The sequence below is a fragment of the Bacillus sp. FDAARGOS_1420 genome, from assembly GCF_019344915.1.
In the GTDB taxonomy this organism is placed as follows: Bacteria; Bacillota; Bacilli; order Bacillales; family Bacillaceae_G; genus Bacillus_A; species Bacillus_A mycoides.
Map to the genome: position 1 here is coordinate 2,910,498 of NZ_JAHWJB010000002.1, position 12,973 is coordinate 2,923,470.

Below are 12,973 nucleotides of genomic sequence, written 5' to 3' on the forward strand. Positions count from 1 at the left end.
TAATAGCATATTGCTAGGACTGTTGCAATAGAAAATATATCAAGCCCTTATCGGTCTTCTTTAATCTGTTCCAGCCATTTCTCTTCTTGCTTAGATAATTCTCGTTCTTCCAGTAAATCCGGTCTACGTGTGTACGTACGACGTAGTGACTCTTTATGGCGCCATTCATCAATGTTTTTATGATTTCCTGACATTAGTACATCCGGTACCTTCATACCACGAAAATCAGCAGGACGTGTATAATGTGGGTGTTCTAACAAACCTGTGCTAAAAGAGTCTTCCACTTGTGACGCTTGATTCCCAAGCACTCCTGGCAAAAGACGTACAACACTGTCAGTGACTACCATAGAAGCCAATTCTCCACCCGTTAATACGTAATCCCCAATAGAAATCTCGTCTGTTACAAGATGCTCACGAATTCGTTCATCGTATCCTTCATAATGGCCACATACAAAAATAACATGCTCTTCTCCAGCAAGCTCTTCTGCCTTCTTCTGCGTGAAACGCTCTCCTTGTGGACACATTAAGACGATTCTCGGCTTACGGTCTGTTTCCTTCGTTAACTCTTCTACTGCGTCAAAGATAGGCTGTGGGGTTAATACCATACCAGCGCCCCCACCATACGGATAATCATCTACACTATTATGCTTACTAGTTGTATACTCACGAAAATTGACAACACGAAGCTCTACCGCTTCTTTTTCTTGTGCTTTCTTTAAAATTGAAGACCCAAATACACCCGTAAACATATCTGGAAACAATGTTAAAATGTCAATTTTCATTATAGTAGCCCTTCCATTACATGAATGGTTACTAATTTATTTTCAATGTTAACTTGAAGTACAACGTCATCAATATAAGGAATTAACAAATCTTGACCCTTTGGACGTTTAATCACCCAAACGTCATTCGCACCAGGAGATAGAATCTCTTTGATTGTCCCTAACGCTTCTCCTTCTTCCGTTACAACGTTGCAACCAATAATTTCATGGTAGTAGTATTCGCCTTCAGCTAGTTCGCCTAACTGCTCTTCTGGCACTTTTATTAAAGAACCTTTTAACTTCTCTACTTCATCTACATTGTTGTATCCTTCAAGTGTTAATAAATCAAATGTCTTATGTTGACGATGAGAAGTTACCTTCACTGTAAGATAGTCTGTACCTTTCTCATCCCATATGTATAACGTGTTCCCTACTTTATATCGCTCTTCTGGAAAATCAGTACGAGAAATAACACGAATTTCTCCTTTTACGCCATGAGTATTTACAATTTTCCCTACATTAAACCACTTTGTCATAAATAGTATGTCACCCCTGGTTTCTATATAAATTAAGCATTTCCATTTTATATATGGAACATGCAATTTCTCTTTAAATGTTAAAAAAGGGAGAGGAAATAACTCCTCGCCCTTTTTACGTTTATTGAATTTCCAGTGTGACGTTCTCATCATTATGATGTCCCACTGAATACAAGAGCATTCTAATCGCTTTCGCAACTTTCCCTTGCTTTCCAATGACTTTTCCAACATCCTCAGGATGTACAGTTAATCGATACTTTATTTCTCCGTTGCAAAGTTCCTGTGTAACTTTTACATCTCCAGGATGATCCACAAGAGGTTTAACAATTGTCTCGACTAACATTTTCATTGTCATTGCCTCAATTACTTACCTTGTTTAGATAAGTGGAATTTCTCCATGATACCTTGGTTAGAGAAAAGGTTACGAACTGTATCAGATGGTTTAGCACCATTTCCTAACCATTTTAATGCTGCTTCTTCGTTGATCTTAACTTCCGCTGGTTGAGCAACCGGATTGTAAGTACCGATTTCCTCAATGAAACGTCCGTCACGAGGAGAACGAGAATCTGCAACAACTACACGATAGAAAGGAGTTTTTTTAGCTCCCATACGTTTTAAACGAATTTTAACTGCCATTTATAAAGCACCTCCGAATTTATTTCACACAGATAATTATATTAGCAAAAAGACTATTGCTTTGTAAAGTATTTTTTCTTAACAGAGCCATCTTTTTTCCTTACATGAATGGAAACTTCAATCCACCTAGTCCTTTTTTCTTACCTTTTTGCATTCCCGTCATCGTCTTCATCATTTTTTTCATATCATCAAATTGCTTGATTAGACGATTGATTTCTTGTACCGTTGTACCGCTACCTTTGGCAATGCGCTTTTTACGACTAGCATTGATTATTTCCGGTTGTTCTCGTTCTACTTTAGTCATAGAACGAATAATTGCCTCAATATGCCCAATTTGTTTTTCATCAACTTGTGCATTTTTCAGCCCTTTAATTTTATTTGCACCAGGAAGCATTCCTAACAATTCGTCAAGTGGTCCAAGTTGACGCACTTGTCCAAGTTGTTCTAGGAAATCGTCAAGCGTAAACGAAAGCGTACGCATTTTTTGCTCAAGTTCTTTTGCTTTCTCTTCATCAACTGTAGCTTGCGCTTTTTCAATTAATGTTAAGACGTCGCCCATCCCTAAAATACGGGATGCCATACGTTCTGGATGGAACGCTTCAATTGCATCTAGTTTTTCACCCATACCAGCAAATTTAATTGGTGTATTTGTTACAGCCTTAATAGATAATGCCGCACCACCGCGCGTATCACCATCTAATTTCGTTAGTACAACACCTGTTAATCCTAACTGTTCATGGAAACTTTGTGCTACATTTACCGCGTCTTGTCCTGTCATCGCATCGACAACAAGGAAAATTTCATCCGGCTTCGCAACTTCTTTGACTTTCGCTAATTCACCCATTAGTTCTTCATCAATATGCAGGCGACCCGCTGTATCGATTAAAACGTAATCGTGATGATCTTCTTTTGCTTTCGCAATCGCTTGTTTCGCAATTTCAACCGGACTTACTTGATCTCCTAAAGAGAAAACAGGCATGTCCAATTGCTTCCCTAATGTTTCAAGCTGTTTAATCGCTGCTGGACGGTAAATATCCGCTGCAACAAGCATCGGTTTACGATTATGCTTTTTACGAAGCAAATTTGCAAGCTTACCTGTCGTCGTTGTTTTACCCGCACCTTGCAGACCAACCATCATTATAACAGTAGGTGGCTTATTAGCAACAGCAATTTTGCTTTGCTCTCCGCCCATAAGTTCTGTAAGTTCTTCCTGTACGATTTTAATTACTTGTTGTCCAGGTGTCAAACTTTTCATTACATCTTGTCCGACAGCACGCTCAGACACACGCTTTATAAAATCTTTTACTACTTTAAAGTTAACATCCGCTTCTAAAAGAGCTAGACGAACTTCTCTCATCATTTCTTTTACATCGGCTTCAGAAACTTTTCCTTTGCCGCGGATTTTTTGCATTGTCTGTTGAAGTCGGTCGGCTAATCCTTCAAATGCCATATTGCCGCCCTCCTAATCTAATTTTTCGATAGCTTCAACAACTTGTTTCATTTCTTCATTCACATGCTCTTCTTCGCTGAGTAGCTGTTTTAGCTTTGCAACAAGTCGCTGTCGCTCTTGAAACTTTTGAAGTAATACTAATTTATCTTCATATTCTTCAAGCATCGCTTCAGTCCGTTTAATGTTATCATACACGGCTTGGCGACTTACATCAAATTCTTCCGCAATTTCACCAAGAGATAAATCATCTAGATAATAAAGCGACATATAACTTCTTTGTTTTTGCGTTAACAACGATTGATAAAAATCAAATAAATAGTTCATTCTCGTTGTTTTCTCGAGCATGTTGGATCATCCTTTGTTAAGTGATTTCCCTTTACATGACTTAGTTTACATGGAGTATAAAAGAGTGTCAAGTTTTTTTCTTAACATCACATATTTTTATAAAAAAAGAAGCGGAAATACCACTTCTTTCACTTACACTTCTTCTGTTTCTACTACGTTCGCAAACAAACCATAAACATATTGTTCTGGATCAAACTGTTGCAGATCATCCATTTGCTCTCCTAGCCCAACAAATTTCACCGGAACATCCATTTCGTTACGAATCGCTAAGACGATACCACCTTTAGCAGTTCCATCTAACTTCGTTAAAACAATACCAGTAACATTCGTTGCTTCACGGAATGTTTTCGCTTGGCTTAAACCATTTTGCCCTGTTGTTGCATCAATAACAAGTAATACTTCATGAGGAGCCCCTGGTACTTCACGCTCAATTACACGCTTCACTTTCTCTAACTCATTCATTAAGTTTACTTTATTTTGTAAGCGTCCCGCTGTATCACATAGCAATACATCCACTTTACGGGCCTTTGCCGCTTGTACAGCATCATACATAACAGCCGCTGGATCAGATCCTGATCCTTGCTTAATTACTTCTACACCAACACGATCGCCCCATACTTCTAATTGCTCAATCGCCCCAGCACGGAATGTATCTCCTGCCGCCAATAGGACAGACTTACCTTCTGATTTAAATTTATGTGCAAGCTTACCAATCGTCGTCGTTTTCCCCACACCATTCACACCAACAAATAAAACTACTGTTAATTGATCCTCTTGTATATTAACTTCATTACTAAAATCGCTGTCACCTTTGTAAATGCCCACTAGCTTTTCAGAAATAACAGCCTGTACTTCTTTCGGATCTTGAATGTTACGACGTTGCACTTCTTCTTTCAACTGATCAATTAATTCCATCACTGTCGAAACTCCGACATCCGCACTAATTAAAATTTCTTCTAATTCTTCAAAGAAATCTTCGTCTATTTTGCGGTAACGGTACACTAAGTCATTTACTTTATCAGCAAATGAATTTCTCGTTTTTTCTAATCCTTGTTTAAACTTCTCTGTTACCGTATCCGTTTGTTTTGAAATTTTTTCTTTTAATTTTTTTAAAAAGCTCATACTTCCCATCCTTCCTATCTACTTGCAACAAGTTCTTCGCCATCATCTAAACGAACAGAAACAAGCTTCGACACCCCTGATTCTTGCATTGTTACACCGTACAATACATCAGACTCTTCCATTGTACCTTTTCGGTGTGTAATTACAATAAACTGCGTTTCATCACTAAATTTCTTTAAATACTGCGCAAAACGAGCAACGTTTGCCTCATCAAGAGCTGCTTCCACTTCATCTAGAACACAGAATGGAACTGGGCGTACTTTTAAAATACCAAATAAGAGCGCAATTGCCGTTAAAGCACGCTCTCCCCCTGAAAGTAAACCTAAATTTTGTAGTTTCTTTCCTGGTGGTTGCGCTACAATATCAATACCCGTATTTAGTAAATCTTCTGGGTTTGTCATTACTAAATCCGCTCTACCGCCCCCGAATAATTCAGAGAATACAGATTGAAACTCTGTTCGAATCCCTTCGAACGTAGTAGAAAAGCGTTTTTTCATCTCTTCATCCATTTCCGTAATAAGTTGATGCAATGTCGATTTTGCTTCTTCTAGGTCATCTCTTTGCTCTAATAAGAATGTATGGCGCTCTGCTACACGTTCATACTCATCAATTGCCCCTACATTTACTGCGCCTAACTCTTCAATGGATAGTTTAATTAGTTTCACCTTTTTACGTGCATCTTCTGCAGGCATCATCATTGTATACTTAAGTTTTGCTGCTTCAAATGAAATAGTATATGTTTCACGTAAATGTTGCAATCTATTTTCCAGCTCTACATCAAGTCGGTTAATTTTCACTTCTTGATCTTTCAGCATCTCAAGAATATATTTATGTTTACCTATTGTTTCTTTCACACCGCGCTCTAAATGCTCGACTCTTTCTTGCAATGATACGCGTTGTTCACGACGAGAACGAATTAACTCCGAAGTTTGATTACGATCATACGCTTTCTTCTCAATCATATTCGTAATTTGTTCTTCGCCACTTGAATTAGATGTCATCTCTTGCTTTAAGAACGCTAAATCTTCTTTCGTTTTTACAAGCGTCGCATCAGTCTCTTCTTTTTCCTTCGTCAATCGTTCGACTTTTTCTTTTTGATTAGACAAACGTTGTTGTTGTTCAGCAGCTTGTACTTTTAGCTCCGTCATTTCCTTCTGAACTTTTTCTTTTGAAGAATATTGTTCACTTTTTTGTTTCGTTAAAACGACGATTTTGCTATCTAATTCCCCAATCTCAGCTTGAAGAGTCGCTAAAATCTTTTCTAACTCTTCTTTGCGCCCTTGCATTTTTACTTGATCTTGTAAAAATCCTTCAATCTCTAAATCGTAAATCGATAAACGATCATTAATACGATGTTCATCTAATTCTAAACGATTAATTTCTTCTCTTAGCTTCTGTTCATCTACACGTTCGGTCTCTACACCTTGGCGTAGCTCTCGTATTTGTACTTCTTTTTCTTGAATCTCTTGCTTTACTGCTTTAACAAAGTTTTCTAGCTTCGTTGTTTTTTCTTCCATGTCAGTTAGTTTCTTAGTCCACTCTTCCAGTTCACGTTGACGTCCCAATAAAGAGGATTTCGCCTGTTTTACAGCTCCACCCGTCATAGAACCACCCGGGTTCACTACGTCACCTTCGAGTGTTACAATACGATAGCGGTATTGCAGTTGTTTCGCTAACTCATTTGCTCCGCGTAAATCTTTCGCAACAACAACTGTACCTAATAAACTTGAAACTACATTCTCATATTTATTATTGTACTGCACAAGTTCTGCCGCTACACCGACAAACGATGGATGCTGATTCACAATGCGTAATTGATCAAATGATAGCGATCGGCTTTTAATAACAGCTTGAGGTAAAAACGTTGCACGGCCATGTTTATTTTGCTTTAAAAATGCAATTGCATTACGAGCATGCTCTTCTGTTTGTACTACGATATGTTGCATCGCTGCCCCAAGGGCGATTTCCATTGCGATTTCATATTCTTTCGGCACGGTCAGAAGTTCTGCAACAGCTCCCTCAATACCTTGTAGTCTATTTTCTCTAGCCTTTAATACTTCACGTACCCCTTGATAGAAGCCAGAGTAGTCCTCTTGCATCTCTTCTAACATTTCTTTCCGAGAGCGCGCCTGTTGCACAAATTGATACGCTTGATACAGTTTCGTTTCATTTTCACTATACTGTGACTTACATTTCCCAAGTGCCGTTTCTGTCTTCTGTATGTTAGAAATAATGCCAGCTATTTTCTCTCTCGCTTGCTCATAACTGTCTACAAGTTTCGCCTTTTTTGCTGTAATTTCCACACGCATCTGTACATACTTTTCATTTTCTTCATCAAGTCGTTCGTTTTTAGAGTTTTGCTGTTTTGATTGTTCTTCAATCATAGATAATTCATTACGAAGACTTGCTTGTTGATTTAAAAGTTCAATATAGTCACCTTTTAAATTCTCAATTTGTTCCTCTAAATTCTCAGCAAAAGTCGCAAGTAATTGCTCGTTATCATGCAATTTCTTCTCCAATTCTTTTACTTGATTCACAAATTGCATTAAAGCTTCTGTACTTGTTTCAATTTCGCCATCATAACTTGTAGTTTTCTCTGTCAACTCAACAATTAGCTTTTCAAGCTGCGCACAATGTGTCGTTGCATTTTGCTTTCTTTCCTTTAACAGCTCGCGTTGCCCTTCTAGTTTTTCTAGTTCTTTACTAGACAGAAGTAGAACTTCTTGTAAGGAATTTACAGATTCATCAACGGCTTGTAATTGCCCGCGTAATTCCTCAAGCTCTTCTTCACTTTTTTGTAAGTTCGCCGACATTTTAGCTTCTTCATCTTTATTATGCCCAAATTGATTTCGAAGCGCTTCCCACTTTTCATGTAATTCTTCAATTTCATGTACAATAAGCGCAGCTTCTACTTTCTCTAATTCTTCTTTTTTCTCAAGATAATCTTTCGCAATAGAAGCTTGTCTTTCTAGTGGTTCTACTTGACTACTTAATTCGTGAATAATATCTTGTACACGATTTAAGTTTTCTTGTGTTTCCGCCAATTTCCCTTCAGCTTTCTTTTTACGAAGTTTGTATTTCAGCACACCCGCAGCTTCTTCAAATACACCACGACGTTCTTCTGATTTACTACTCAAAATCTCTTCGACTTTCCCCTGGCTAATAATCGAAAAAGCTTCCCTTCCCATACCAGAGTCCATAAATAAATCAATAATATCTTTTAATCTACAAGATTGTTTATTAATATAAAAATCACTATCACCCGAACGAGATACACGACGCGTTACACACACCTCGTTATACTCAATCGGTAAGCGTTGGTCTTCATTATTTAAAGTTAATGTAACTTCAGCAACATTAACCGCTCTTCTCGTATCACTGCCGGCAAAAATAATATCCTCCATCTTTGCACCGCGTAATGACTTTGCAGATTGTTCACCAAGTACCCAGCGAATTGCATCAGTAATATTACTTTTCCCGCTCCCGTTAGGTCCTACTACAGAAGTTACACCTGGAACAAAATCGACAGATACACGCTCAGCAAAAGACTTAAATCCTGCTATTTCTAATCTTTTTAAAAACACGAAAGGCCTTCCTCCTATTCTCCGTTGTTGTAAACGTTGTCTGTACGAAAACAAACTACTATACGGATTTCCCACTCCTTTTATTTATAAATAAAAGGAAAGTTTCATTCTATGCATAAGGAATCCCCCTCATTCAAAGGGGGATTCCTCATGATTGTTCTTTTAATTTTTTCAATGCTTCTGCAGCAGCTTGTTGCTCTGCCTCTTTTTTTGACTTACCACTTCCAAGACCTAATGCCTCATTATTTAAAGTTACACGGGACACAAATTCTCGGTTGTGGGCCGGTCCTTTTTCTTGCAAAATTTGATACTCAATATTGCCACTACCATCACGCTGAATCAATTCTTGCAATTGACTCTTATAATCCATCACATGAGAAAAAGCACCTTCATTAATTTTTGGATATACAACTTCTTTTAAGTATCCCCAAACTGTTTCTAGCCCTTGATCAAGATAAAGGGCACCAATAAACGCTTCAAAGACATCCGCTAATAAAGCTGGTCGTTCACGTCCACCCGTCATTTCCTCACCTTTCCCTAATAAAACAAGGCTACCAAATGACATTTCGTTTGCAAAACGAACAAGAGATGGCTCACATACAATAGCTGCACGTAGTTTTGTTAACTCTCCTTCGCTCATTGTCGGATATTTTTGAAACAGATACTGTGATACAGTGAGTTCCAATACAGCATCGCCAAGAAACTCAAGACGCTCATTGTCCTCATGCGGTTTTTTTCGATGCTCATTCACATACGATGAATGCGTAAATGCTTGAATCAATAATTTTTCATCTGTAAACGTAATACCTATCTTTTCTTGAAATACTTTAAAAGCTTCACGATATTTTGCTTCGTATTTTTTTTCTTTATGTTTTCGGTACGGCATAGGTCCCTCCAGATATAAGCCGAGAAGCCCCGTTAAAAAACGGGACTTCACTTAAGCATTATAGATGACTCTCTATGTAAGTCACAGCATCGCCAACAGTAGCAATCTTTTCAGCATCTTCATCAGAAATTTCCATTTCAAATTCATCTTCTAATTGCATTACAAGTTCTACTACATCTAGGGAGTCTGCGCCTAAATCTTCTTTGAAGCTTGCAGCTGGTACTACTTCAGTTTCTTCTACTCCTAAACGATCAACGACAATTTTGGTTACACGCTCTAAAACATCTGCCATTCTATTCACCTCCCCTCAAATATTATATAAAATATTGTCCAAAAAAACTAGGTGAAATCGATTCTTTTATTACATTACCATACCGCCATCAACATTTAACGTTTGACCTGTAACATATTTACTTTGATCAGAAGCAAAAAACGTTACAGTATTTGCGATATCTTGTGCTTCTCCAAACTGAGCTGCAGGAATTAATTTTAACATTTCGGCTTTTATATTTTCATCTAATACATCCGTCATATCAGTCGCAATAAACCCTGGAGCAATTGCATTTACAGTAATATTTCGGCTCGCTAATTCTTTTGCTGATGTTTTTGTTAATCCAATTACACCAGCTTTAGCAGCAACATAATTTGCTTGTCCTGGGTTTCCTGTTACACCAACAACAGAAGCGATATTAATAATACGTCCATGACGTTGACGCATCATATAGCGCGATACTGCTTTCGTACATAAGAAAACACCTTTTAAGTTTGTATTAATAACTGTATCCCATTCTTCTTCTTTCATACGCATTAATAAATTATCTTTTGTTACACCAGCGTTATTTACAAGAATATCCACTTGTCCAAACGTATCTACAGTTTGTTTCACCATTGCAGTAACATCATCAGCATTTGCAACATCTGCTCTTACTGCAATGGCATCTGGACCTAATTTCTTTATTTCATCAACTACTTCATTCGCCTTTTGCTCATTACCAGCATAATTTACTACAACATTTGCCCCTTGTTTCGCTAAATCAATAGCAATCGCACGACCAATCCCACGTGAAGCACCAGTTACTAATGCTACTTTCCCTTTTAACATCAGCTTTCTCCTCTCAAATTTGAAATGGTATCTTTTAATGTCTCTTCATCATATACCGCATATGCTTTCACTGAAGAATCAATCGACTTCATAAGACCAGCAAGTACTTTTCCAGGTCCGATTTCAATAAATGTATCTACCCCTTGATTCACCATATACTCAATAGATGGGTACCATAATACAGGCGAATAGAGCTGTTCAATTAGCTTTGCTTGAATATCTGTACCACTCGTAATAACATCTGCCGTAACATTTGCAATAACAGGAATATTCGTGTCTTGAATTGTAATTTCATTTAAAACACTTTGGAATTTCTCAGCAGCTGGTTTCATAAGCGAGGAATGAAACGGTCCACTTACTTTGAGCGGAATTGCTCTTTTAGCACCATTTTCTTTCGCTCTTTGAGAAGCAAGTTCTACTCCTTGCTTTGTTCCAGAAATAACAATTTGCTTCGTACTATTCATATTAGCAATTTGTACTGCATATCCTTCACTTGTTACTTCTGCTGTAACTCGTTTCAGCATATCCGGATCCGCACCTAAAATAGCTGCCATTGCACCTTCCCCGCCTGGAACAGCTTCTTCCATATATTCCCCGCGTTTCCTTACAGCATATACAGCGTCTTCGAATGTTAATGCACCAGCAGCTACAAGAGCGCTATATTCACCTAAACTATGTCCTGCGACAAAATCAGGTGTAATATCATACTCCTTCAAAGCTGTTAAAATTGCAAAGCTCGTTGTTAATAGTGCCGGCTGCGCATTTGTCGTTAATGTTAAATTTTCTTGCGGTCCTTCAAAAATCACTTCTGAAAGAGAATCATGCAAAACCTCATCCGCTTTTGCAAACACTTTCGCAACCTCTTTATTATTCTCCGCTAACTGTCTACCCATTCCAACTGCCTGTGAACCTTGGCCCGGAAAAAGAAATGCTATTTTTCCCATTTCAAATCCTCCTCTTATTGAAGCGGCTCCTTCTCCATTACACTTGAAATTGTAGGAATTACTTCTTTCGCTACCATTTCTCTCGTTTGACGGATCGCACTAAATATCGATTGGTCATTAGAAGAACCGTGAGCCTTAATGACAGGAGCTTTCAATCCAAACAGCGCCGCTCCTCCATACTCCGAATAATCCATTTTATCTTTCAATACCATAAGTTTTGGTTTTAATACCACTGCTGCTAATTTGCTCGTAAACGAACTCATTAATTGTTCTTTTAACATAGAGAATAACGCAAGTGCTGTTCCTTCTAATGATTTTAGCGCTACATTACCCGTAAAACCATCACATACAACAACGTCTGCTACACCTTGCAATAAATCTCTTGATTCAACGTTTCCAACGAAATTAATTGGTGCATCCTTGAGCATAGCAAAGACTTGTTTTGAAAGCTCGTTTCCTTTACCATCCTCTGTTCCAACGTTTAAAAGTCCAACGCGTGGATTTTTAATTCCTCTTACCTTCTCTGCGTAAACAGAGCCCATTACTGCATATTGATATAAATGAATTGGTTTTGCATCAACGTTGGCTCCAACATCTAACATAACAAAACCTTCTCCATCAACAGTTGGCATTGTAGGCGATAAAGCTGGTCGTTCAATTCCTTCCATACGACCAACAACAAACAATCCAGCTGCCATCAAAGCTCCTGTACTACCTGCTGATATACAAGCATCCGCTACGCCGTCTTTTACTTGCTGCGCCGCTAGTACCATTGAAGCTTGTTTTTTTCGACGAACCGCTCTTACTGGTTCGTCTGTCGATTCGATTTTTTCGTCCGTATGAAGTATAGTAATTCGCTCTTCACTCGTTAAATATTGACGAATCCCCTCTTCTTTCCCTACTAACGTAATATGTAAATCTGAGTATTCCTTAATAGCTTTCATTGCTCCTAATACTACAGCCTTTGGTGCATGATCGCCGCCCATTGCATCTATTGCGATTTTCATAAGTTGTTACCTTCCTCACTATAATTACTAGATCGATACATTTCAAAAGTGCCTGTAAAGACAAGTTCTTCTCCAACAAAGCTACGCACTTTGACAACCGTCCGTCCTTTATCATTCTCTACATCTTCAACACGTACTTTTGCAACAACACGCTCTCCTAATTTTACAGGACGAATATATCGAATGGTGGACTTTGCAGTTAAAGCTAATTCTTCATCAATAACCGCAACAGCTAGTGAGTTTGCTTGTGCAAACAAATGATGCCCACGAGCAATTTGATTTCTTTTAAATACATGTTCCACCTTTACTTCAAAGATAGAAATCGCATGTCTATCTAATTCTATATCAATAATTTCTCCGACAACCTCTTCTAACGGTAAAGATTTCACATCTTCTTCATGTTGTTTTGTAGCCACATGCTTAATTCGTTCTCTTAATTCAGGAATAGATAATTCCATACGATCAAGACGAACAGTTTGTATGCTCACTTGAAATTTTTCCGCTAAATCTTCATCCGTTATAAAAGGATTCGTTTCTATTGTTTGTTGTAATAATTCTTGTCTTTCTTTTTTACTTCTTCTTTTTTTCATACCGCACCAT

General features: G+C 38.0%; 14 protein-coding genes. All 14 read right to left on the bottom strand.

The features are described 5' to 3' along the window. Positions 1-47: 47 nt before the first annotated feature. The 14 genes from trmD to fapR all read right to left on the bottom strand — a co-directional run bounded on the left by trmD (position 48) and on the right by fapR (position 12,963). Entirely contained in the window at positions 48-782 is a 735-nt protein-coding gene (trmD, locus tag I6L50_RS25025) for a tRNA (guanosine(37)-N1)-methyltransferase TrmD (protein ID WP_219303414.1), read from the bottom strand. Beyond that, positions 782-1,297: a ribosome maturation factor RimM gene (gene rimM / locus I6L50_RS25030; RefSeq protein WP_002014521.1), complete on the bottom strand. Its 516-nt coding sequence runs from the start codon at positions 1,295-1,297 to the stop codon at positions 782-784. Before rimM ends, trmD begins: the two co-directional genes overlap by 1 nt. Positions 1,298-1,418: 121 nt before the next feature. After that, on the bottom strand, positions 1,419-1,646 hold the full coding sequence (locus I6L50_RS25035) for a KH domain-containing protein (RefSeq protein ID WP_002088196.1): 228 nt from the start codon (positions 1,644-1,646) through the stop codon (positions 1,419-1,421). A 14-nt stretch (positions 1,647-1,660) separates the two neighbouring features. Beyond that, positions 1,661-1,933, bottom strand: a complete 273-nt coding sequence (gene rpsP / locus I6L50_RS25040; RefSeq protein WP_000268750.1) for a 30S ribosomal protein S16 — start codon at positions 1,931-1,933, stop codon at positions 1,661-1,663. 100 nt (positions 1,934-2,033) lie between these two features. After that, entirely contained in the window at positions 2,034-3,383 is a 1,350-nt protein-coding gene (ffh, locus tag I6L50_RS25045; RefSeq protein WP_002014519.1) for a signal recognition particle protein, read from the bottom strand. Positions 3,384-3,395: 12 nt separating this feature from the next. After that, positions 3,396-3,728 carry a putative DNA-binding protein gene (locus I6L50_RS25050; protein WP_002033794.1) on the bottom strand — a complete coding sequence of 111 codons (333 nt, stop codon included), beginning with the start codon at positions 3,726-3,728 and terminating at the stop codon, positions 3,396-3,398. A 132-nt stretch (positions 3,729-3,860) separates the two neighbouring features. Then, a complete protein-coding gene (gene ftsY, locus I6L50_RS25055) occupies positions 3,861-4,850 on the bottom strand; it encodes a signal recognition particle-docking protein FtsY (protein ID WP_002088200.1) in 990 nt (329 codons plus the stop codon). Positions 4,851-4,864: 14 nt separating this feature from the next. Then, a complete protein-coding gene (gene smc, locus I6L50_RS25060) occupies positions 4,865-8,434 on the bottom strand; it encodes a chromosome segregation protein SMC (RefSeq protein ID WP_219303415.1) in 3,570 nt (1,189 codons plus the stop codon). Positions 8,435-8,582: 148 nt separating this feature from the next. Continuing rightward, entirely contained in the window at positions 8,583-9,320 is a 738-nt protein-coding gene (gene rncS / locus I6L50_RS25065; RefSeq protein WP_113936793.1) for a ribonuclease III, read from the bottom strand. A gap of 58 nt (positions 9,321-9,378) precedes the next feature. Continuing rightward, positions 9,379-9,612, bottom strand: a complete 234-nt coding sequence (gene acpP, locus I6L50_RS25070) for an acyl carrier protein (RefSeq protein ID WP_002014515.1) — start codon at positions 9,610-9,612, stop codon at positions 9,379-9,381. 69 nt (positions 9,613-9,681) lie between these two features. Further along, a complete protein-coding gene (gene fabG / locus I6L50_RS25075; protein WP_219303416.1) occupies positions 9,682-10,422 on the bottom strand; it encodes a 3-oxoacyl-[acyl-carrier-protein] reductase in 741 nt (246 codons plus the stop codon). Next, a complete protein-coding gene (gene fabD / locus I6L50_RS25080; protein ID WP_219303417.1) occupies positions 10,422-11,366 on the bottom strand; it encodes an ACP S-malonyltransferase in 945 nt (314 codons plus the stop codon). The genes fabG and fabD overlap by 1 nt, the downstream gene beginning before the upstream one ends. Positions 11,367-11,380: 14 nt before the next feature. After that, complete coding sequence (gene plsX / locus I6L50_RS25085; protein WP_002088207.1) at positions 11,381-12,373, bottom strand: phosphate acyltransferase PlsX; 993 nt, start codon at positions 12,371-12,373, stop codon at positions 11,381-11,383. Next, a complete protein-coding gene (fapR, locus tag I6L50_RS25090; protein WP_000747354.1) occupies positions 12,370-12,963 on the bottom strand; it encodes a transcription factor FapR in 594 nt (197 codons plus the stop codon). Before fapR ends, plsX begins: the two co-directional genes overlap by 4 nt. Positions 12,964-12,973 lie beyond the last annotated feature (10 nt).